General features: G+C 48.3%; 19 protein-coding genes and 1 tRNA gene. 8 read left to right on the top strand and 12 right to left on the bottom strand.

Annotated elements, in window-relative coordinates; all coding sequences use genetic code 11:
- Positions 1–48: 48 nt before the first annotated feature.
- A complete protein-coding gene (gene pepA, locus SK36_RS18200) occupies positions 49–1,560 on the bottom strand; it encodes a leucyl aminopeptidase (protein WP_048222240.1) in 1,512 nt (503 codons plus the stop codon).
- Positions 1,561–1,713: 153 nt separating this feature from the next.
- On the opposite strand from pepA, the gene SK36_RS25090 reads away from it, so the two are divergent.
- The 3 genes from SK36_RS25090 (at position 1,714) to lptG (ending at position 4,009) form a co-directional block, all read left to right on the top strand.
- Positions 1,714–1,764 carry a hypothetical protein gene (locus SK36_RS25090; RefSeq protein WP_223307023.1) on the top strand — a complete coding sequence of 17 codons (51 nt, stop codon included), beginning with the start codon at positions 1,714–1,716 and terminating at the stop codon, positions 1,762–1,764.
- Positions 1,765–1,826: 62 nt separating this feature from the next.
- Positions 1,827–2,927, top strand: a complete 1,101-nt coding sequence (gene lptF, locus SK36_RS18195; protein ID WP_045439231.1) for an LPS export ABC transporter permease LptF — start codon at positions 1,827–1,829, stop codon at positions 2,925–2,927.
- Entirely contained in the window at positions 2,927–4,009 is a 1,083-nt protein-coding gene (gene lptG, locus SK36_RS18190; protein WP_045439235.1) for an LPS export ABC transporter permease LptG, read from the top strand. Before lptF ends, lptG begins: the two co-directional genes overlap by 1 nt.
- Positions 4,010–4,048: 39 nt before the next feature.
- Here lptG and SK36_RS18185 read toward each other — a convergent pair whose 3' ends face one another.
- The 5 genes from SK36_RS18185 to idnD all read right to left on the bottom strand — a co-directional run bounded on the left by SK36_RS18185 (position 4,049) and on the right by idnD (position 9,892).
- Positions 4,049–5,551 carry a helicase HerA-like C-terminal domain-containing protein gene (locus SK36_RS18185; protein ID WP_048222808.1) on the bottom strand — a complete coding sequence of 501 codons (1,503 nt, stop codon included), beginning with the start codon at positions 5,549–5,551 and terminating at the stop codon, positions 4,049–4,051.
- A gap of 79 nt (positions 5,552–5,630) precedes the next feature.
- Complete coding sequence (gene idnR / locus SK36_RS18180) at positions 5,631–6,629, bottom strand: DNA-binding transcriptional regulator IdnR (RefSeq protein WP_045439240.1); 999 nt, start codon at positions 6,627–6,629, stop codon at positions 5,631–5,633.
- Between the two features lie 52 nt (positions 6,630–6,681).
- Entirely contained in the window at positions 6,682–8,001 is a 1,320-nt protein-coding gene (gene idnT, locus SK36_RS18175; RefSeq protein WP_048222237.1) for a gnt-II system L-idonate transporter, read from the bottom strand.
- 71 nt (positions 8,002–8,072) lie between these two features.
- Positions 8,073–8,837: a gluconate 5-dehydrogenase gene (idnO, locus tag SK36_RS18170; RefSeq protein ID WP_048222234.1), complete on the bottom strand. Its 765-nt coding sequence runs from the start codon at positions 8,835–8,837 to the stop codon at positions 8,073–8,075.
- Between the two features lie 11 nt (positions 8,838–8,848).
- Positions 8,849–9,892, bottom strand: coding sequence for an L-idonate 5-dehydrogenase (gene idnD, locus SK36_RS18165; RefSeq protein ID WP_045439253.1), 1,044 nt, complete (start codon positions 9,890–9,892; stop codon positions 8,849–8,851).
- A gap of 218 nt (positions 9,893–10,110) precedes the next feature.
- Between idnD and idnK the strand changes: the two genes are divergently transcribed.
- Positions 10,111–10,632: a gluconokinase gene (gene idnK, locus SK36_RS18160; RefSeq protein ID WP_048222231.1), complete on the top strand. Its 522-nt coding sequence runs from the start codon at positions 10,111–10,113 to the stop codon at positions 10,630–10,632.
- 31 nt (positions 10,633–10,663) lie between these two features.
- On the opposite strand, the gene ahr is transcribed toward idnK, so the two are convergent.
- The gene (gene ahr / locus SK36_RS18155; RefSeq protein WP_048222228.1) at positions 10,664–11,683 is read right to left on the bottom strand and encodes an NADPH-dependent aldehyde reductase Ahr; all 1,020 of its coding nucleotides are present in this window, start codon (positions 11,681–11,683) and stop codon (positions 10,664–10,666) included.
- Between the two features lie 229 nt (positions 11,684–11,912).
- On the opposite strand from ahr, the gene SK36_RS18150 reads away from it, so the two are divergent.
- The 4 genes from SK36_RS18150 (at position 11,913) to SK36_RS18135 (ending at position 15,028) form a co-directional block, all read left to right on the top strand.
- A tRNA-Leu gene (locus SK36_RS18150) sits at positions 11,913–11,997 on the top strand.
- 199 nt (positions 11,998–12,196) lie between these two features.
- Positions 12,197–13,465 (top strand): tyrosine-type recombinase/integrase, encoded by a 1,269-nt coding sequence (locus SK36_RS18145; protein WP_048222226.1) that lies wholly within the window; start codon positions 12,197–12,199, stop codon positions 13,463–13,465.
- Positions 13,466–13,488: 23 nt separating this feature from the next.
- Entirely contained in the window at positions 13,489–13,734 is a 246-nt protein-coding gene (locus SK36_RS18140) for a ribbon-helix-helix domain-containing protein (protein WP_048222224.1), read from the top strand.
- Complete coding sequence (locus SK36_RS18135; protein WP_048222221.1) at positions 13,724–15,028, top strand: DNA cytosine methyltransferase; 1,305 nt, start codon at positions 13,724–13,726, stop codon at positions 15,026–15,028. The genes SK36_RS18140 and SK36_RS18135 overlap by 11 nt, the downstream gene beginning before the upstream one ends.
- Here SK36_RS18135 and SK36_RS18130 read toward each other — a convergent pair.
- The 5 genes from SK36_RS18130 to SK36_RS18110 all read right to left on the bottom strand — a co-directional run bounded on the left by SK36_RS18130 (position 15,017) and on the right by SK36_RS18110 (position 23,125).
- A complete protein-coding gene (locus SK36_RS18130) occupies positions 15,017–16,309 on the bottom strand; it encodes a 5-methylcytosine restriction system specificity protein McrC (RefSeq protein ID WP_048222219.1) in 1,293 nt (430 codons plus the stop codon). The genes SK36_RS18135 and SK36_RS18130 overlap by 12 nt on opposite strands.
- A complete protein-coding gene (locus SK36_RS18125) occupies positions 16,302–17,972 on the bottom strand; it encodes an McrB family protein (RefSeq protein ID WP_156184451.1) in 1,671 nt (556 codons plus the stop codon). The genes SK36_RS18130 and SK36_RS18125 overlap by 8 nt, the downstream gene beginning before the upstream one ends.
- 315 nt (positions 17,973–18,287) lie before the next feature.
- Positions 18,288–20,210 carry a UvrD-helicase domain-containing protein gene (locus SK36_RS18120; protein ID WP_048222213.1) on the bottom strand — a complete coding sequence of 641 codons (1,923 nt, stop codon included), beginning with the start codon at positions 20,208–20,210 and terminating at the stop codon, positions 18,288–18,290.
- Between the two features lie 10 nt (positions 20,211–20,220).
- On the bottom strand, positions 20,221–22,290 hold the full coding sequence (locus tag SK36_RS18115; RefSeq protein WP_048222210.1) for an ATP-dependent nuclease: 2,070 nt from the start codon (positions 22,288–22,290) through the stop codon (positions 20,221–20,223).
- A gap of 82 nt (positions 22,291–22,372) precedes the next feature.
- Entirely contained in the window at positions 22,373–23,125 is a 753-nt protein-coding gene (locus SK36_RS18110) for an HNH endonuclease (protein ID WP_231593086.1), read from the bottom strand.
- Between the last annotated feature and the right edge of the window lie 236 nt (positions 23,126–23,361).

The raw sequence follows: 23,361 nt of genomic DNA, 5'->3' as shown, positions 1-23,361 counted from the left end.
ACACCGTAGGCCGGATGGCGCTATCTGGCCTACGGGACAATCTCAAACTTACTCTTCGCCGTTAAAACCAGCACGATTGAGCAGGAACTGCGACAGCAGCGCGACCGGACGACCGGTTGCTCCTTTGGCTTTTCCTGAACGCCATGCGGTACCGGCGATGTCCAGATGCGCCCAGTTGTACTTACGGGTAAAGCGTGACAGGAAGCAGCCCGCAGTAATTGCCCCGCCAGGACGTCCGCCAATATTGGCCATATCCGCAAAGTTGGATTCCAGTTGTTCCTGGAATTCATCGCCCAGCGGTAAACGCCACGCGCGATCGCCTGCTTGTTCAGAAGCACCAATCAGCTCGTGCGCCAGCGGGTTATGGTTCGACATCAGGCCGGTGATGTGATGGCCCAGCGCAATGACGCACGCACCGGTTAACGTCGCCACATCAATGACCGTTTCTGGTTCAAAACGCTCAACGTAGGTTAACACGTCACACAGCACCAGGCGGCCTTCGGCATCAGTATTGAGCACTTCAACAGTCTGGCCGGACATGGTAGTCAGCACATCACCCGGACGATACGCGCGACCACCTGGCATGTTTTCACAACCAGCCAGCACACCGACGACGTTAATCGGCAATTGCAGCTCCGCCACCATACGCATCACGCCATACACTGCCGCTGCGCCGCACATGTCGTATTTCATCTCGTCCATGCCTTCGGCAGGCTTGATGGAAATACCACCGGAGTCAAAGGTTAGTCCTTTGCCGACCAGAACAATCGGACGGACATCTTCTGACGGATTGCCTTTGTACTCGATAACGGACATCAGCGACTCGTTCTGCGACCCGTGGCCAACGGCGAGGTAAGAGTGCATGCCCAGCTCTTTCATCTGTTGCTCGCCAATCACGCGCGTCACCACATTTTTGCTGTAGCTGTCAGCCAGCTGACGTGCCTGAGACGCCAGGTACGCTGCATTACAGATGTTCGGCGGCATGTTGCCGAGATCTTTCGCGGCTTTAATACCGGCGGCAATAGCCAGACCGTGCTGAATAGCACGTTCACCGCTGGTCAGCTCACGGCGGGTAGGTACGTTGAAGACCATTTTACGCAGCGGGCGACGCGGCTCGCTTTTGTTGCTCTTTAGCTGATCAAAGCTGTACAGCGTTTCCTGCGCGGTCTCTACAGCCTGACGCACTTTCCAGTAGTTGTTACGGCATTTCACATGCAGCTCAGTCAGAAAGCAGACTGCTTCCATCGAGCCAGTGTCATTCAGGGTGTTGATGGTTTTCTGAATAACTTGCTTGTACTGGCGCTCATCAAGCTCACGCTCTTTGCCACAACCAATGAGGAGAATTCGCTCAGACAGAACGTTAGGAACATGGTGCAGCAACAGGGTTTGACCCGGTTTGCCTTCCAGTTCGCCACGACGCAGCAGTGCGCTGATGTACCCGTCGCTGATCTTGTCGAGCTGCTCTGCAATCGGAGAGAGGCGGCGTGGTTCAAAGACGCCCACGACGATGCAGGCACTCCGCTGTTTCTCCGGGCTACCGCTTTTTACACTGAACTCCATGCACTACGCTCCTGAATCTTAAAGACAACGGCGGTGGCTACGGATAGAATTGCAAGCTTTCGTAACTCATACCCGCTGTTGCGGTGACTTCGTGTTAATCTTAACGTTATTACGGCATTGGCACGTCAGAACAATTTCTGAGAGGTGAATCCGTTGAGTATAATAGTCTTAGCGACGATTTCGACGACTCAAGAGAATAAATGACGTATAAGCCATGAAACAAGCTAAATTCCGGCAAAAGACGAGTTTTTACGGGCGTATTTAAAGTGATAATCATAAGATATCTGGTACGGGAAACGCTCAAAAGCCAACTTGCGATCCTTTTCATTCTACTTTTGATCTTCTTTTGTCAAAAGCTAGTCAGGATCCTCGGTGCGGCGGTTGACGGTGATATCCCGGCAAATCTGGTGCTCTCGCTTCTGGGGCTGGGCGTGCCAGAAATGGCGCAACTTATCTTGCCATTAAGCCTGTTCCTCGGGCTGCTAATGACGCTGGGTAAACTGTATACCGAAAGTGAAATTACGGTCATGCACGCCTGCGGTCTGAGCAAAGCGGTGCTGGTGAAAGCGGCGATGGTGCTGGCGTTGTTTACCAGTATTATTGCGGCGGTGAACGTCATGTGGGCTGGACCCTGGTCCTCAAAACATCAGGATGAAGTGCTGGCGGAAGCGAAAGCGAATCCTGGCATGGCTGCACTCGCGCAGGGGCAATTCCAGCAGGCCACCAACGGCAGTTCGGTACTGTTTATCGAAAGCGTCGATGGTAACAACTTCAAAGATGTCTTCCTCGCGCAAATCCGCCCGAAAGGTAACGCCCGTCCTTCGGTCGTGGTGGCTGATTCAGGACATTTGACCCAGTTGCGCGATGGCTCTCAGGTGGTGGTGCTGAACAAAGGTACGCGCTTTGAAGGTACTGCACTGTTACGCGATTTCCGTATTACCGACTTCCAGGATTATCAGGGAATTATCGGTCATCAGGCTGTGGCGCTGGATCCCAACGATACCGACCAGATGGATATGCGCACATTGTGGACGACCGATACCGATCGTGCCCGTGCGGAACTGCACTGGCGTATCACATTGGTATTCACCGTATTTATGATGGCGCTGATGGTTGTGCCGCTGAGCGTGGTTAACCCGCGTCAGGGGCGTGTGCTTTCCATGCTGCCAGCAATGCTGTTGTATCTGATGTTCTTCCTGATCCAGACTTCCCTGAAGTCGAACGGTGGCAAAGGTAAGCTTGATCCAGCGCTCTGGATGTGGACGGTTAACCTGCTTTATCTGGCACTGGCGATTGCGCTTAACCTGTGGGATACGTTGCCAGTGCGCCGCTTGCGTGCCCGTTTTCTGCGTAAAGGAGCGGTATAATGCAGCCCTTTGGTGTACTTGACCGCTATATCGGTAAAACGATTTTCACCACCATCATGATGACGTTGTTCATGCTGGTGTCGCTCTCCGGCATCATCAAGTTTGTAGACCAGCTCAAAAAAGCCGGGCAGGGGAGCTACGATGCGATGGGCGCAGGGCTGTATACCCTGCTCAGCGCACCGAAAGATATTCAGATCTTCTTCCCTATGGCCGCGCTGCTCGGCGCGTTGTTGGGGCTGGGCATGCTGGCCCAGCGTAGTGAACTGGTAGTGATGCAGGCTTCTGGTTTTACCCGTATGCAGGTCGCATTGTCGGTGATGAAAACCGCTATTCCGCTGGTGCTGTTGACGATGGCTATCGGTGAATGGGTTGCGCCTCAGGGCGAACAGATGGCGCGTAACTACCGTGCGCAGCAGATGTATGGCGGCTCGCTGCTCTCAACCCAACAGGGGCTGTGGGCGAAAGATGGTGACAGCTTTGTCTACATCGAGCGGGTGAAAGGTGACGAAGAGCTGGGTGGTATCAGTATCTACACCTTTAACGATCAGCGTCGCCTGTTGTCTGTGCGTTACGCCGCGAATGCAAAATTCGATGCCGATAATAAAGTCTGGCGCCTGTCGCAGGTTGATGAATCTAACCTGCAGGATCCGAAACAAATCACCGGTTCGCAAACTGTGAGTGGAACCTGGAAAACCAACCTTACGCCAGACAAACTTGGTGTGGTGGCATTGGATCCAGATGCGCTCTCCATCAGCGGTCTGCATAACTACGTGAAGTACCTGAAGTCGAGCGGCCAGGATGCCGGACGCTACCAGCTCAATATGTGGAGCAAAGTCTTCCAGCCGTTATCGGTAGCGGTAATGATGCTGATGGCGCTGTCGTTTATCTTTGGCCCGCTGCGTAGCGTGCCGATGGGTGTGCGCGTGGTGACAGGGATTAGCTTTGGTTTCGTGTTCTACGTGCTGGACCAGATCTTTGGCCCACTGACGCTGGTGTACGGTATTCCACCGATCATCGGCGCGTTGCTGCCAAGTGCATCGTTCTTCCTGATCAGCCTCTGGCTGATGCTGCGTAAGTCATAACATCCGCCCCTCTCGTTGTTCGGGAGGGGCGTCTTCCTGCTAGCGTTTTCTGCCGCCCATTAAACTTCCCAACATGCCACGGATTATCTGGTTAGTGACCTGACGCGCCGCGCTTTTCGCCACGCTTTGTACCACACCATCGCGCTTGCCACCGCGCGGTCCGGTGCTGCCAAACAGGATATCCTTTAGCCCGCCAAGAATACCGTCGTCCACCTCGACCGCTTTGCCGTTGGCTGGGGGGGTATTTTGCTGTTCGGTACTGGCCTGAACCCCTTTCTGTAAGCGTTCATAGGCGGATTCACGATCGACCTCTTCTTCATATTTGCCGTACAGAGAAGAGTGATTAATTAACCTGTTACGTTCATCGTCCGTCACCGGACCCATCCGCGAACACGGTGCAATCACCATTGCCCGTTCAACCACTGAGGGACTGCCTTTGGCGTCGAGAAATGAAACCAGCGCTTCGCCGGTGCCCAACTCCTGAATGGCTTTTTCGGTATCAAATGCCGGATTGGCGCGCATGGTTTGCGCAGCTGCTTTCACCGCTTTCTGATCTTTGGGCGTGAACGCGCGCAGGGCGTGCTGCACACGGTTGCCCAATTGGCCGAGTACGTTGTCAGGAATATCAGACGGGTTTTGCGAAACAAACCACACGCCGACACCTTTCGAGCGGATCAGACGAATCACCTGCTCGATTTTATCCAATAGCACCTGCGGAGCGTCATTGAACAACAGATGGGCCTCGTCGAAGAAGAATACCAGCTTCGGTTTCTCCAGATCGCCCGCTTCCGGTAATTGTTCGTACAGCTCGGAGAGCATCCATAGCAGGCTGGCAGCATACAGTTTGGGCATCTGGTAGAGCTTTTCGGCGCTGAGGATGTTGATCATCCCTTTACCACTGGTGTCGGTGCGCATCCAGTCTTTAATCTCCAGCATCGGCTCGCCAAAGAAATGCGCTGCGCCCTGTTGCTCCAGCGACAGTAATCCGCGCTGGATAGCCCCCACCGAGGCGCTGCTGATATTGCCGTACTGATTCTGGAAGGATTTGGCGTTATCGCCGATGTACTGGGTAATCGCCCGCAGATCTTTGAAATCGAGCAGGAGCAGCCCCTGATCATCAGCAATGCGGAAGATAATATCTAATACGCCAGACTGTACGTCGTTCAGGTTCAGCAGCCGGGCAAGAAGCAGTGGCCCGAGATCAGAAACAGTGGCGCGAACGGGATGACCTTTCTCGCCAAAGATATCCCATACCGTTACCGGATTGGCATGTGGCTGCCAGTCGGTAATACCGATATTTTTCAGGCGAGCGAGCAGTTTTTCTGACGCTTGTCCTTCCTGTGCCACACCGGTTAAGTCACCTTTCACATCAGCCATAAATACCGGCACACCAATCTCAGACAGCGATTCGGCAAGCTTTTGTAACGTGACGGTTTTGCCGGTCCCGGTTGCGCCGGTAATCAGCCCGTGACGGTTGGCCATGCCTGGCAGTAAAAACAGTTCGGTGTCCGGTGTGCGGGCAATTAACAGGGGTGTGCTCATTAAGATTTCCTCCATTTATCCTGCCTGGAGTATAGGCAATGTGAATGAAAGAAAGTATGCGACAGGGAGAGAAAATGACTTAAAGCGTATTGCCGTGATAAATCTGATACCCCAAATCAACCGTGTTGTGGTTATGGTCGTTGTTCTTGATTTTGCTCAGTAACATTTGCGCCGCCATGCGCCCAATGTCAAAACGCGGAGTAATGACGCTGGCGAGGCTTGGGATCATCTGCCTGCCCATTTCCAGTCCGTGGAACCCGGCAATGGAGATCTGCTCCGGTACGGCAAGGTTGTGTTCGCGACACAACAGCAACGCACCCATCGCAATATCGTCATTGGTACAAAAGACGCCGTCTACGTCAGGGTGTGCCGTGAGGGCATCACGCATCATTTGCGTTCCCAGGTGGATGGATGAAATCGCGCGCGGATTGACGCGCAGCGGCTCCAGTCCACGACGCGTCATGGCATCGCAGTAACCGCGGTAGCGCTGCTCATCGCGGATATCATCTTTCGACCCCAGATAGAGAATTTTGTGACGCTGGCGTTTATCCAGCATGGTGCTGACCATATCAAACGCCGCCTGACGGTTATCAAAGCCCACTTCCATATCCAGGCGATCGCCCTGAATATCCATCAGCTCAACCACCGGAATGGTGGCTGATCGCAGAAACTTCACGGTGCGCAGAGTGTGATATTTCTCGGAAAGAATAATACCGTCGATATTGTACGAGAGCAGGTTAATCACTGACTCTTCTTCGGATTCCCGGTCATAATTGTAGTTAGCGATCAACGTCTGATAGTTATGGTCCGAGGTCACCGATTCAATACCTGCAAGGATGTCGGCGAACAGTTGGTTTTGAAAAGAGGGGATCAGCACACCGAGCGTATAGCTTTGCGCATTCAATAGCATTGCGGGCGCACGGTTAGGGATGTAATTAATCTCCTCCATAATCTGCGCGATACGTTCACCGGTTTCCTTTGCGACCTTTTTCGGCGAACGGATGTAGCGGCTCACCGTCATTTTGGTCACACCCGCCAGGGTGGCGATGTCTTGCAAAGAAATTCTGTGGTTCCTCATTTTCTCTCCAGTGCCGGGGAGCACTGACTTTCGCTCCCCGGTAAATACCGTATTAATGCAGGATGGCGTTCAGCGCCAGAACCCCCAACAGTCCCATAATGGAAATCAGCGTTTCCATTACCGTCCAGGTACGTAACGTTTCCCCGACGCTGAGATTAAAATAGCCTTTAAACAACCAGAATCCCGGATCGTTAACGTGTGAGGCAATCACGCTGCCCGCGCCGGTTGCCAGCACCATCAGCGCCGGGTCAGCATGGGTGACGTTAATAATCGGCAGCACCACACCCGCAGTGGTAATAGCGGCAACGGTCGCTGAACCGAGCGCGATGCGCAGCAAGGCGGCTACCGTCCAGCACATCAGTAGCGGAGAGAGCGAGGTGCCGGTCATCAGGTGCGAGATATACTGCCCCACGCCGCTGTCCACCAGAACCTGCTTAAACGCACCACCACCGGCGATGATAAACACAATCATCGCAATCGCGCCGATAGAGTCGCCAATGATATCCATAATTTGCTCAATCGTACGTCCGTTACGTCGACCAAGGGTAAAAATAGCGAGCACGATGGCGATAAACAACGCGACCGCAGGGTTACCGATAAATTCAAAAAACACCCGCACGCTGTTGGTTTTTGGCAGCGTAATTTCGCATACCGCCGCTACTGCCATCAGTATTACCGGGATAACCGCCGCAAAGATACTGTTCCAGAATGATGGCATCTCTTCTTCGGTGAACAAATGTGGGTTGAATAAACCTTCCGGTGGCGCTTTCTCAAAACGGGTCAGCAGCTTGGAAAACAGTGGTCCGGCGACAATCACCGTCGGGATAGTAATGATAAATCCGTACAGCAGCGTGGTCCCCAGGTTCGCCTCGAAAATCGTGGCGATCGCCGTTGGTCCCGGATGCGGCGGCAGAAAACAGTGAGTAACAGAAAGGGCGGCAACCATTGGCACGCCGACATACAGCAGCGGCAGGCCAGATGAGGCAACCACTGTAAATACCAGCGGTAGCAGCAGAACAAAACCGACTTCGAAGAACATCGCCAGACCGACGACCAGCCCGGTGATTACCAGCGCCCACTGCACGCGCTTTTTCCCGAACGTACTAATCAGCGTGGTGGCGATGCGTTGGGCCGCACCAGTATCGGAAATTAGCTTCCCGAGCATTGCGCCGAAACCCAGGATCATCGCCAGTCCGCCAAGCGTCCCGCCGATGCCGTTTTGTATTGAGTGCAGAACGGCCTGTGCATCCATCCCTTCGGCAAAACCGACAACAGCCGCAACCAGTACAAGGGCAATAAAACCGTTAACTTTAAAGCCAATCATCAGGACCAGAAGCAGCGCGACGCCTGCCGCAATTATTATTAATGGCATAATCGTTTCTCTTACTTATAAGTGCCAATAAAGCAGCGCCTGGGCGCTGCGTGATGTTGCGTTGTGTTGTATCAGACGGCGACCAGCATGCCGCCATCGACAAACAACAGGTGTCCGTTAACAAAATCCGATGCTTTGGAAGAAAGGAATACCGCTGCGCCAATCAGCTCCTGCGGATCGCCCCAGCGTGCGGCTGGCGTACGTTTGCACAGCCAGGAGGTGAAGGCTTCGTCCTCGACCAACGCTTTGGTCATTTCGGTTTTGAAGTAGCCAGGCGCGATACCGTTCACCTGAATATTGTGGCGCGCCAGCTCAACGCACATCCCGCGGGTGAGCATTTTCACCGCGCCTTTCGATGCGGCATACGGCGTAATGGTGTCACGCCCCAGTTCGCTCTGCATGGAGCAGATATTGATGACTTTCCCGGCCTGGCGTTCAACCATGCGACGGGTCACCGCTTGTGATACCAGGAATACCGCCGTCTGGTTAACGGCAATGACGTCGTTCCAGTCCTGCTCCGGGAACTCGGTGAACGGATGGCGGCGCTGGATACCGGCGTTATTCACCAGTACGTCGATCGGACCAATATCTTTTTCGATATGTTCGATGGCAACATCAATATCCTGTTTATGCGTAACATTAAAAGGTGCAGCAACGGCGCGAATACCTTCCTGCTGCAGTTTCGTAACAGCGGCTTCTGCGCGTTCTGGCGTAATATCATTGACGATAATCTGCGCGCCATATTTACCGAGCCCAGTCGCCAGTAAATAACCAATTCCCTGAGCCGAACCGGTGATCAGAATATTTTTGCCGTCCAGTGAAAAAAGATCGTTCATCATGCTATTCCTTATTGTCTGTCTTCGAATACGAGCTGGACTTTTGCCGCCTGGGTTTTATCCCCGGCGAAAATCAGCGCTTGTTCGAGGTCGGTAAACGGATATTCGGCGCTCAGTAATGGCAGCGGATCGATAACGTTATTCGCCAACCACGACACCGCCGTGTTGAATTCAGTGGTAAAGCGGAAGGAGCCTTTGAGAGAGATTTCTTTGCCGATCAGCATCATCATCGGGAACTCCGGCACGGCGCCGCCCATGCCAACCTGTACCATCACACCTTTCGCGCGGGTGACTTCCAGGCAGGTGGTAATCGAGGAGGGATGCCCGGAGACTTCGAAACTGACGTCGAAATAGCCTTTCTCTTTTTTCCATTCGTCGAGAGAGTCCTGCTGCGGATTAATGAGCGTATCCGCTCCCATCTGCTGTGCCAGCGTGAGTGAACGCGGACTAATGTCAGCACAAACAATCTCTGCCGCGCCAAGCGTTTTCACCGCGCTGACGATCAGACAGCCGATAGGGCCAACACCGGAAATAAATACGCGCTTGCCCTGCAGATCGCCCGCTTCATGTGCGGCGTGGATCGCCACAGCCAGCGGTTCGGCAAAGGCCATGACTTTTTCATCTGCCTGCTGCGGGTAGGGAATACATTGCGCAGTATCGACGGTTTTAAACTGAGTAAAGCCGCCGTCAACGTGGGGAAAATACATGGCGCTGCCAAAAAAGCGCATTTCCGTGCACTGGTTTTCTTCATGCTGCAAACAGTATTTACAGTGACCACAAGGCTTAGACGGATTAATAGCAATCGACTGACCTTCATGTAATTCTTTTGAATCACTATGGACGACTTTACCAATGACTTCATGGCCTAAAATCATCGGCGCTTTTACGGTAAAGTTACCAACTTTACCTTCCTGATAATAATGTAAATCGGAACCGCAAATACCACCTCGGGTAATTTGTACCAATGTTCCTTTATTATTCCATTCAATATTTTGGTCTGTAATGGCAACAGTTTTCTTACCCGCGACAACGCAGGATTGTGTTTTGACTTGCATAAATGCCTCACTGGTCAGGTAGTAACCTCGGCAGCATTTAAACGGTTTTATTTGTTATTATTTGTGACATAGATCACGCTGGAAAATTGTTACACTACAATGTTACGCATAACGTGATACGCCTTGTAATTCTCAGCAGCAGCGCTAAAAAAGCGTGAAATTCCTAATGTGGGAAGCGTAGTATCGCGGCATGGAAACAGGAATCTGGAGTTTTTTTGATGGCCGGGGAAAGTTATATTTTGATGGGCGTTTCGGGTAGCGGTAAATCATTAATTGGCAGTAAGATTGCCGCTGTATTATCGGCTAAATTCATTGATGGTGATGATCTCCATCCAGCTAAAAATATTGATAAAATGTCTGAAGGTATTCCGCTAACCGATGAAGACCGACTCCCCTGGTTAGCGCGATTAAATGACGCCTCATACAGCCTGTATAAAAAAAATGAGACCGGCTTTATTGTCTGCTCGTCATTAAAAAAACAGTATCGCGATATATTGCGCCAGGGTAGTCCTAATGTGCATTTCCTGTGGCTGGACGGCGATTACGAGACCATTCTGGCGCGCATGCAGCGTCGGGCAGGACATTTTATGCCAGTGGGTTTGCTGAAAAGTCAGTTTGATGCGCTGGAGTGCCCCCAGGATGATGAACGCGATATTGCCCGTATTGACGTGAACCACGACATCGAACATGTGACGGAACAGTGCCGCCAGGCGGTACTCGCTTTTCGACATGGACAATAAGCTCAGCCCCGGATGGGACTGAGCCAGATCATCAGAAGTCGGCTTTCAGCACTACGCGGTAGCGGGCTTTGCCGTCACGCACGTGCTGGATAGCTTCATTAATTTGCGACATCGGGTACAGCTCGGTGGTTGGAGATACTTTACTGCGCCCGGCAAACTTCATCAGCTTGCGCAGCTCAAAAGGTGTGCCGGTCGCTGAACCGGAGATACTGCGATCGCCGGCAATTAAAGTGAACGCCGGAACCGGCAGCGGCTTCAGCACGGCACCGACGGTATGGAAGTTACCGCCGTAAGCCAGCGCTTCAAAATAGGGCTGCCAGTCGAGATCGACGTTAACCGTATTGATAATCAGATCGAACTGGCCCGCCAGCGCTTTTAATGCCTGCGGGTCACGGCTGTTGACCACTTTATCCGCTCCCATCGCCAGCACTTCCTGCTCTTTAGCCGGGTTTGAACTGAACGCCGTCACTTCACAACCCATCGCGTGCAGCAACTTAATAGCGATATGCCCCAGACCGCCGATACCGATCACCCCGACGCGGCTGGTCGCTGTAATGTGATGCATCAGCAGCGGTTTGAATACCGTGATGCCGCCGCACAACAGAGGTCCCGCCGCCGCAATATCGATGCTCTCCGGCAGCGGGATCACCCATTGCCAGTCGGCACGCAGCTTCTCGGCAAAACCACCGTGATTGAGAATGGTGGGAACAGAACCTTCCAGACAGTTAATCTGATTGCCGCTGATACAGGCATCGCAGTGCCCGCAGCTACGTGCCGTCCAGCCAATGCCAACGCGTTGACCGATCTTCAGCCCTTTATCCTGCGCCGCACTGCCGAGCGCGGCCACGCGACCAATGACCTCATGTCCGGCAACCAGCGGATACTGAGAGAATCCCCATTCGTTGTCGATCATCGACAAATCGGAATGGCAGATACCGCAATAGTCGACATGCACTTCGACATCTTCTGGCTTTAACTCACCCGCATCATATTCGTAGAGTTCGAGTTCGCTGCCCGCCGCTTTTGCGGCGTAGCTTTTTATCATCGACATCATGTTCCCCTCATGTGGTGTTGAACTGGAAGTGTAGAGCATGGGGTAACGGGGCGCTTCGCAGAAGGGGGGATTAAGGTGGTTGTTGCGGGGGATAAACTGTGATGGTGATTGCAGGCGCGTAACGTAATGCTGAAATTTTCAACACTTAGCGCGCAAGGTACACGCTGACGCTTGCATGGTGGCGCATGACAGGTATAATCCACAACGTTTTCCGCATCCCTTCCGTGCCGGAGTGGCGAAATCGGTAGACGCAGTTGATTCAAAATCAACCGTAGAAATACGTGCCGGTTCGAGTCCGGCCTTCGGCACCATCGGAACATCAATAGACGTCAATGGACGTCTTTTTTTGTGCCTGAAATCCAGTCGCCGTAAGGCTTAGCCCCGCTTTTCAGTCAACCGACGTCAATCTGAGTTACCCCACATCAACATGCTTGTGAGTATAGAACCGAGTATATATGCTGGTTCGATAATGCTTATATACTCACGGCAGCATATGGAAGGAATACCATCATGGCCCTGACTGATACCAAGGTACGTTCGGCAAAAACTGAAGCAAAGGAATACTCGCTAGTAGACGGTGATGGCATGTTTTTGTTGATACACCCTAATGGCTCCAAATATTGGCGTTTCCGCTTTCGCTTTGGCGGCAAGCAACATCTGATGGCATTTGGTGTTTACCCCGAAACGTCACTGGCTGATGCTCGTCAAAAGAGGGAAGAGGCCAGGAGGCTTGTTGCTGCCGGTGTCGATCCTCGTGAGCATAGGCGTGCAGTAAAAGAAGAACAGGCTAAAGAGGTCATCACATTTGAATCTGTTGCCAGAGACTGGCATGCCAGCAATCAAAAGTGGTCTGAGTCGCATAGTGGGCGTGTTCTTAAAAGTCTGGAAGATAATCTGTTCGATGCGATTGGTAAGCGGAATATCGCTGAGTTAAAAACCAGAGATTTACTTATTCCCATCAAAGCAGTAGAGATATCTGGACGTCTTGAGGTGGCGGCGCGTTTACAGCAACGAACAACAGCAATTATGCGATTTGCGGTGCAAAGTGGTTTAATCGATTACAACCCCGCACAAGAGATCGCTGGAGCGGTTGCTACAGCAAAACGGCAACATCGCGCTGCGCTAGAACTTAATCGTATTCCTGAACTACTTCATCGTATCGACACATATACTGGCAGACCACTAACACGCTTAGCTGTGGAGCTGACTTTGTTGGTCTTTATTCGATCTAGTGAACTGCGTTTTGCACGCTGGTCAGAAGTCGATTTTGAAACTGCTATGTGGACGATTCCGGGGGAACGTGAACCACTGGAAGGTGTGAAGCATTCACATCGAGGATCAAAGATGCGTACTCCTCATCTTGTTCCTTTATCACGTCAGGCTCTGGTCATTCTGGAAAAGATCAAAAGCATGAGTGGAAATCGTGAGCTGATTTTCGTAGGTGATCACGATCCGCGTAAGCCGATGAGTGAAAATACGGTGAATAAAGCTTTGCGGGTGATGGGCTATGATACGAAGGTTGAGGTTTGCGGGCATGGTTTCAGGACTATGGCCTGTAGTTCATTGATTGAGTCAGGATTGTGGTCGAAGGATGCGGTAGAGCGGCAGATGAGTCACCAGGAACGTAACTCTGTGCGTGCGGCATATATTCATAAGGCCGAGCATCTGGGGGAGCGCAGGCTAATGCTGCAGTGGTGGGCTGATTATTTGGACGCAAACCGTAGCAAACTTATATCACCGTTTGATTATTCGAGGGGTCATGCACCTCATCTCTATTGACTTATCAAACCTAGAGCAGCACCATGCAGCATGGTGCTGCTCTAAAGCTAGGAGTGATTATGGCTGTGTCGATGGATAAAACAAGAATCTCCGTAACGATCGATAAGATGACATATTCTTTATTATCAGAAATAGGAAGGCAAAAAGATCGCCCAATGTCATATATTGTTCAACAGGCAGTATCTTTTTATTTAATGAAACATCCGGATGCTCGTTTAATTACGGGGACGGGGATGTTCGAAATTATTGAGGCGTTAGATGATTGCTAAGCAAAAAAATGCCATTGAATTATTTTGTGGTGCAGGAGGAACTTCTTTAGGGTTCCAAATGTCTGGTTCATACAAAATCTCGCTAGGTATGGATATAGATCCTGATGCAATGGCGACTTATAAAGCAAACCATGAAAATGCAGATTGCTTAATAGGTGATATTACTAAAATCGCTCCTTCTGACGTTGCCAAAAGGATTACTGACTCAAATATTGATATTATTATTGGTGGCCCGAGTTGCCAAGGTTACAGTACTATCGGAAAGCGAATCGCTGAAGATCCTCGAAACTCCCTTTTTTCTCAATATCTAAATTATGTTGATGAGTTTAGACCAAAGTGGATTGTATTTGAGAATGTTCGGGGATTTATTCACAGCGGTAAGGGGCAGTTTTATCATGAGTTACAAGACTCCTTAGCTAGACTAGGATATGATATTTCAGCTGGGGTTTTGAATGCAGCTGATTATGGTGTCCCTCAAAGAAGAGAGCGAGTGATTATAGTTGGTACAAATACAGGGTTAACGCCTTCATTACCTCTACCAACGCATGAAGATCCAAGGTGCCCAGTTTGTTCTCGTCCTGATAAAAGTAACAGGATAAGGTCTCGTATTAAACCTAGCGAATGTTCATTTTGTAATGGTACCGGTCACTGGCATAGTTTGAATATGAAACCTTGGGTATCTCTTAAGGATGCTATTGGCGACCTCCCTTGGCTGGATGGGCAGTTAGGTACGCAAGATTTTATTGAATATCAAGTTAGTGCATCAAGTAATTATCAAGAATTCGTTCGTGAGTTATCTGACGGATATACACTGCATAAAGCTAAAAAAGTATCTGATTTTGCATTGAGTATTATAAAAAATATACCACCAGGTGGTGGGATACGGAGTATCCCAGAAGATGATCTGCCTGAACGATTTAGAATCATGCGAACCGTTAAGGACGGTAAGTTAAGGAAGGATTGCACCACACTTTATGGTCGTTTAGGATGGGATATGCCATCTTATACAATAACTTGTTATTTTGGTAATGTTTCATCAGGAGCTTTTACACACCCAGAAGTTAATCGATCATTAACTCTTCGTGAGGCAGCAAGGCTACAGTCGTTTCCAGATCGATACACTATTTGTGCTAAAAATGCGATGCGTCAGATTGGAAATGCAGTTCCACCGTTGCTTGCTAAAGCTATAGCAGATCATATTGAAAAGATTGAACTTGATAATTTTAATGTCAAAACCATCAACCCCTTGAAGGGAGAAAAGGATGACTTTGAGCAAATAAGTCTATTGCCTTAAAATTTTACTCAATATGAACTGTAGGCCTTTGACTACTTTTTCAGGATGAAAGCATAGGCCTACAGTAACTACATGAATCTTATTACAAGAAATGTTAAAACCGCCTATTGTGCCAATAAGTTTAGCCGCTTCATCTGAATTTTCACATGGGAAAAGCATAAGTGCCATTTCAGGATCGACATCTGAGTGGCTGCAATAAGCAACAGTCTGATATATATCCGGTCGTTTTACATCCTTTAAAGTATTGATGATTTTGTATTTGCATTCAATTAGTATTTTCCTATTGTTTTTACTATAAAGCCCGTCAAGGCGGATAGGTTCATCAATTCCTTCAATAGGAAATAATAACTCCTCACATGGTTTGTAATTTTTTTCGAAAAGTACTATTGACATAAGTTTATGACAATAATTTTCGAACAAATGGGCCATATTTATAGCATAGCTGAAGAAATTTCGTGAATGCCCGGGGTGAGGGCTAATTGATAAATTGCAAATTATGTCTCTACATGCCAATAAAGCTGAGGCATCACGAGGGTTTTCTCTCGCTATTTTCTCTATTTCTAGCTGTGTAAATTCCTGTTCTTTAACAGACGTCAATGAAAAAAGAATCATGCGCAGGGTATTAAATATCCTATTGTTTTCCTTTCCTGCTATGACTCTTGAGCTTTTCACTAGAGCAAGACGAAAAACTCGATTTCTAGGAGTGTCAATGGTCAATTCTGAATAGTTGCATTCGATTTCTTTATGGTGAGACCAATTGTTTAGGAGATAATCGCAATAATTTGCCCGTCCTTTAATATAAGGTAACTTTTTCGATAAGGACTTATATCCCCTAATTGACCCAGAAGCTAATGATTTGGATACTAATTGTATACACCGCAAAATTTGCAGAGTCAGTATATCAGTTTGTCCGCTGTAGCTTTCCGACTCTTCATTTGAAAAAAAACTGTCATTCTGGAGGAATTCAATTATTGAAACTAGTCTAGCTGCTGAAACTTTGGGCTCAATAATTATTGAAACTGCTCCAAGATCTGATGTCAAGTGTGCTGAGCCAATAATGTTACCAGTAACAACATTTTGTATGATATCTTGATTTTCAATGTCAGCGCTGAGTGAAAGGCCCAGTCGATCTAATTCATTTATGTTTATTGACTTAAGAGTTTTTAAAATAGTATCGCTTTTAACTGGTGCTTTACTTTGCTCTTGTAATGACATGGAATCAAATGCAAAAGATCTTCTTGCCATGATCCTTTCAAGAATATTTTCTACTGAGCTATTCATATGTTTTAGCCCATGACATCAACGTTTCAATAAGCACGTCAGGTCGGCTTGGTCGGGTGGAAATGGGTTCAGCATCCCAACCGCTTAAATAAACTGCCATCTCTTCTGAAATCACACCATTTTCTTGATATGATCTTAACACAGGAAGTACTTGATAGACAAAGCTGTTAACTAACCCAGCCAAATCAGCATGTAAAAAATAAGAATGTCCAATTGAAAATCGTGGATGATTGTTACAAGCTGCATTTGTTGCTTTAAAAAGCTCAATAGCTACTTTTTTGGTTTGTTCGTCTTCTATTGACTGGCTAATAACTTGCGAGTCAGGAGGAACATCGAAGAATACGAATCGTCTTCTGATAGCATAGTCTACTTGAACGACGGATGAGTCAGCAGTATTCATTGTTCCAATTACATATAAATTATCAGGAATTAGTAATGGTTCGCGAGAATATTGCAAAGTCAATGGTTCCTCTCTGTATTCGAGAGCATACATTAATTCACCGAATACTTTCTGTAAATCAGCCCGGTTCATTTCATCAACTATTAATACAAATGGCTTTGGTTTGATAGATTCAGCTGTTTTACATGCGATAATAAAAGGCATATCTACGATTTCAATATGCATCGCCTCACCAGTTTTTTGCTGAGGGACCATTCTCTGTATGAAATCTTCATACCCATAAGACGGGTGAAATTGTAATATACCCCAATATTTATCAGGAGCCACTGATGATAGATTAGATCTGCAGGTTGTTAGGTCAGTTTGAATAATCTGCATCGCAGTTTGTTTTGCCAAATATGTTTTTCCAGTCCCAGGTGGACCTTGAAGAACAACCTGCTTGCAATTTAGCTTATGCATTGCATCAATAATTTGATCAGGGCTTACTATTGGCATTTCTTCAACCTCTCTAATAGCCATTAATGTATTATAAATGTTAAATCCGTCAACATCTCTAGTCAATATATCAATAATGACATTGGAATCGTTTTTGTTATTGTATTTGACCCATTGTTCTAACTTACTCGACGTCACAGCATTTTTATCTGCAAATAAAGCCTGCCACTCTTCCTCATCGAAATTGAAATCAGATTTCATCTTTGAGACAACATTGTCAATGTCATCGTCATTTTCAAAATCATATTCTCGGTAGAGCCAGCAGGCTAATTCCTCTGGGTTAATTTTAGTAAAACGCCCCTGTTTTGCCATGTTTTTAGTAAGAATGGAAATATAATCATCTTCAAATTGAAAATATTCATTACCATCTTTTTTGGTGAAAACACCAGCTTTCCATTTATCTGAGAAGGTTTTCTTCCTAGCTGTTGCTACATTGCTATGAGGATGTGTACTTATTCGATGGCTCATTCCTAATGGGTCAAAGTATGGAGTGTTACTATTGTTGACTCGTAAGAATTTATCACAAAAATTAAAATCAACGGAGTTCTCAGTATATAAAATCGGAGTGCCTTTTTTTGCGCCAGCGAATTTTGCAGCAAGGAAGTGAATGAGATGCATTGTTCCTTGGGAATCGTTGGACTCCCGCCAACGACGAAGCCCTAATGCAGCGGTACGTATACTTTGAACTGATAATTGCTTCTTCGAAACCATTGCTTCTGCCCAAATAGAGTATTTGATGATGATACTGCTAGAAAGAGTTGTTGGCAACTAGCTAATTACTTGAATTTACTGCAAGATTAGAAATGGCTATCACCATATTCGCAATTTATGTTCCATGATTGTGCTTTGTAAGGGGGGGGGGAAGTATCGAAAGTTTAGGTTCTTTAGCGTCGACTCAGTGAGCACTACTTGACCTTGCGCTCTCATTCTTAAGGGCATTAAATCACTTAGTTTCTGCCTCCTCCATACCGCCAAATTGCTTACGCCACGTATAAATCTCGTCATTGTAAATGAGATAATTATGGTAAATTGTCCGGGATTTCTTAAGCAATGGGATTGATTCGTCATTTAGGTACGTGCTTTTCAAGTTACTTCCTCGATAATCCATCCTTTAGATACAAGCGCATCACGTAGTTCATGTGAAACTCGATTTTCGTTCGCTGCAAGGCATAATAATTTCGTTGGCCTAGACATTGCTACGTAAAGGTTGCGCATTTGTGCCTGCTGAGTTTTTGGAAGCTTCGAAATGTTTTTGGTCGCCGTCCCTGCCAAATACTCGAGTCCAAGAGCAACATCGAACTTACGACTGGTCCCGCCATAGGATTCCAGTATCAAAGATGCAGCATGAGTTTCGCCTTTCATCCCTGCAACCGTACCGAGCCCAATGTCGAGGGTCCTTCCCTCAAAACTAATTTCACATCTCGCTGAGGTAGAAGTGTTCAGTATCTGCTTCTCACCTGCTTCTTTAAAAATGCCCAGTCCTTTGAATATTTCAAGGCTTAGCTCATCGGGAAAGTATGGCTTTAGTTGCGTGTAAAGCAGCTTTATTAGTGCATCTTGATGGCCATCTGAACAAAGTTCTTCTCCGGACAATGCGAGCTGCCGTGTTAACTTATCAATTGTCCCTGCGGGCGTAATAGTTTTTGCCGCTCGTGGAAGCATTCGTGCATCACGAATGTCTTGCACAAACGATGCTCCAGCTGCGCGCAGAACAAGCAATAATGCTCTGCGAACGTCAGAAACTCTGGAACTCAACGATGTTTCTTTCAAAGTTCCTTTACTGTCTCCGACAAGACTCCAGAAACTTTCGGAACGTATTCCCGCAGTTAGTTTGTCTCCGCCATATGTTGGACAGTAATCAAGAAGGTGACGACCTGCATCAACGTTGCTCTCACCGGTTTTGCGAGCGCTCATCGCCTTAACCTCTCGTTCACCAATGTTGTCTTCGCTCAAATGGCCAATAACGATTCGACCGAAGCGTTCAACCACTTTGATTGCACTATCCGTTTTGTACAGGATGAGGACGGGAGCATGGGCATCTTCGCCCTCACCAACAACAGCCTCGCCACTGACGCGGACACACCCTACAGCATCGGAAATTGCTTTACCAAACCGTTTGCTGGTACTTATGCATCCATATCCCGCCCTAGGGAATGTGAGTAATTCAGCCTGTTCTTCATCGGAAAGAATCTTCTGATCGATGTCCCCAAAACGCTGCATCACTGACCGGCTATCGAAAATACTATTTAACAATGACTCTTGATCCCAAGAGGTATCTTGCATTTCGTCGATGAACACCATCGGGAAGCGACGATGGACAACATCAAGAAGCCTCGGGCAGGTCTGGAGCGCTAGGTCAGCAAATGCAAACATGTCACGATGACGAAAAATACCCTGAGCAGAAAGAATATTCTTCAGCTCTATCAGTGAGTTGTAAGACTTTGTATGCGATGCAGGAAGGTTGCCACTTTCAACATGCACGCTAAGCGCCGCCGTTCGATAGAAAAGCGTAGTGGCGATACCTTCCCCATTCCTCTGGTTTTCCAGATAAGTGCGAAGGCCTGCAAATTTTCTAGTCAGCAATAGAGAACGAGCTTTATCCGCGAACACCAGATCATCAATAACATCAATTTTCTCTCCCAAGCTACGCAGTAAGGGCATAGCAAAGAAATGATTGACGAAACTATGGATAGTACCAATGAAATGGGGGTAGTTCAGAAGCTGAGATCCTTCGACCGTTCCCGCCAGGCGATGTGCTATCTCATTACGAGCAACGTTAGTATGACTTAGGACACATATGCCTCTTCTTGCATGAGGCCATTTCCTAGCCAGCAACAAAAGTTTTGCAGCAAGCAGCGATGTCTTCCCACTCCCAGGTACTGCATTAAAATCACGCGATCCGTTTTCAAGTAGGGCAGAACGACGCTCAGCATCGTCGAAGTTCAGGTCTTTGGCTAGTGTCGTCAATTCGGCTAAGTCGTTTGGAGATAGATGGACAGCACTCATTTCTGGTCTCCTAATTACCGTTTATAGTTACGTTAGACAGAACGGTAGAGCTTGCCTGCATGGTTGTTGTTACTGTCGCCGCAGTTGCACCTGTTGCACCTGTCGATATGGAAGCTCCGGATACAGCCCCCGGCCTCGCTGAGGATTTGGATGTGGATTTGGATTTGGGATCTATCGTCAGGTGCGATAGAGCAGTTTGCAAATATGGCGGTAGTTTATTGAACAGTTCGTCATCCGTGCCATATGCGCCTGTACAAACCAGATAAGCCGCATACTGAGCTGCTATGGCTTTCGAAGCTTTTTTCTCTTGAAGAGGCTGATAAATAATTGCAGCGAGAGCCTCATTGGAGTGACCCGCAGCCTCCAGTGCTAGCCAGTTTTTCTCTTCCGCCGCAAGTGTCTCAACTTCGTCGTCTTCTTCTAATCTTTCATCGCGAGACTTTGCTTTTACGGCAAGGGAAATGGCGAGGTACATCAGCTTGGCACAACCATAGTGTGCAAGATCATATTCTAGTGTCCAACGATCAGATACGCAGACGATCGTATTTCCACCTTCCGCACGGTCCTTCTTGCTTTGAACTACTTGCTTCATTTCATCGGAGTCATAATCAGAATCGAAGCGCTTACCCTTATCGGGTTTTGAGACATAGCTTTTAGCAACGTCAGGTACAATGTCCCGGTCTGTCAGACATACGACCGGAATTGGGATATCCGGGCCGGTTCCTTCCCGTTGGAGAATACGGGCGTAATGGTAAAGCCCTGTATTTCCCACATTAACAAGTGAGACACCATGTTTCGAGAATGAGCGACCGCACATCTCTGCAATAGCTGGTAGCAAGATTGCCTCAGCAGGACCTTCCACCATCATGACGCCTCGTGCAAAAAAGAGGTTCGCCTTGGTTGCATCGATAAAACGGCGAAGAAAAGAGTAATCTGTTCGTTTGAGTTTCGTCCTGCCGACAGCTAAGGGAAAAGTATGTGCCTTGTGCACCAGTGTCATGTCTTCAATGCGAGCAGTTGATACCAAAGATGGGCTGTGCGTCGTCATAATGACCTGAACGCGCTTATGTGCCTGATCATCGTTAGAGTGCTCTTTCAGGAGATTCATCACGCGCTCTTGCAATTGAGGGTGGAGGTGCGCCTCCGGTTCCTCAACGAGAAGGAGGCCCAGTTCTTCGCCATCTCGTAGCAGCACCAGTTCAGTGGCCATAAACAATGCATTGTTGTACCCAAGACCGCGAGCACACCGATTATCAGGATCAATGTGTGCTCCGGGAAGCAGCGATAGTTCGAACTTCTCCAGAATAGGTGCGAGTGCTAAATTGGGGGCGATACGGATGCGAGACTGAATTACATCCCCTGAAAACGCAAATTGGCTCAAGTAGTTGTCATTAATGTCCTTTTCCACGCTTTTAATGACTTGATGCTGACCAAGGTGGTGCTGGGTGAATGCCATCAAACCGACCAGTTTCGTAGGGATGTTAGTTGGCATTGTCTGATCAAAGTCGTTTACTTCTTGGCCAGCAATCTGGTTATGTGCACTAAGAATCTGTGACAGACGTGATTGGCGACCTGAACTCAACTCCGCTTCAGCGTCGCGTAAGGGTTTTAAGTAGGTTGCCCGCACCAGTTCTCTTACCGCGTAACCCACTTCTGGACCACTGCCATTTATTCCAGTTCGAACAATTGTTTCAACACGCGGACGCTTAGTGGCCTGGGGGGGATGAAAGCGTGCCTCAAGATGTAGAATGAGCGAGCAAGTTCCATCTTCACCAAGTGTCAACCATTCAAGAACTGAGGCTTCCTGGTCGGTACTTAGCCCACATAGAGTAGCTTGGATACAAAGGTTATTAGAACGAGTTAAACCGTGAATATGAAAATCCTGCTCGAAGAGCCGAATGTTTTCATAACTGGTCGTCAGCAATATCTGACGGATAGCATCAACGATACAGGTCTTTCCTGCATCATTTTCTCCCACAAGAATGTTGAGTCCCGGATTAAGCTCCCAGTCTAGTTCAGGTGCGGATACACTATCTCCAAAGGCACGATAGTTGCGTGCGCTGATGTGCTTCAAATACACGTTCTCTCCTTAGTCGCATTCTCTCATTTCATGCATCGTGGATTTAACGAAAGGATGGCATTACGTTTTGAGTTCAAACTCGTTAAAGTGCCGGGAAATGAACTTTGACGCGCGGGACTCGCAGCAAAGAACCTTCCAAAGTTACGTAGCGGAGATCGTCTTTTGCTTCATCCGACAGGTGGATAATGCCATCAAGAATAAGCAGGTGGCCAGAATCCAGCAGTGTATGCAAATCCGCAGCAAGGCAGATGCCGTTTTCCACACTCGCAGTGCCGCCGCTTGCGTGACTTACGATATGTGCAGCCTCAAGAGCAAGTCGTGTACCAGTAATGGCACACTGATTTTCCCAGTTTGACATCACTTCGCGTCTGAAACGCCCTTGTGCCGGGCGGATCTCCACTCGAGAGTACTTTTTTTCATAACCAGAAAAATGCGGTACCAATAACCGCTCGCGCTCTAACTCGCTTTTATATTGCGAATAAAGCTCGCCATTTTCCATCTCGTCAAGCTCATCGTCGCGCCAGCCAGCATTCAACAACTTCCTGCGCGCGGCGTTGTAATCACGGACAGATTTATCCGACAGGTCACCCCGACGCTCCAGCACAACGGTATGATTGCCGCGCCTGACAGACTTTGTTTTGTCACCGATCTGCATCGCCTCTCCGCCGGATTCAGCAATAAGGTCGGCACGCCACGCGGCATGAAAAATGTTTTCACCCACGTATTTGTTCGCTGCCGCTGCGCTGCTGAAACGCTCGCTATCCACGTATACCCAATATCGCCTTTTTTTCATCCGTTCGGCTTGTTCCGGCGTATACCGTTGCGTCATTAACATATACCTTTTTGGTTACTTCTCAGTCGACGAGACGTAACACGATAAAATGACATATTGATTAGCCCCTTGCGGCTGCATATTTACCGAATATTTCCTGCAAACTACACTGGCAACTTAGCAATGAATAATTTAACGTTTTATTGAAGCCCGATTCTGGGCTTATTCTCACAATGTTTTATTAACATAACCTGATAATGCATAAATCCAGTTGAAACAAACAGGACATTGTTTAGTGC

The organism is Citrobacter sp. MGH106 (assembly GCF_001037495.1).
Taxonomy (GTDB): Bacteria; Pseudomonadota; Gammaproteobacteria; order Enterobacterales; family Enterobacteriaceae; genus Citrobacter; species Citrobacter murliniae.
This window is presented reverse-complemented; position numbering and strand designations above follow the sequence as displayed.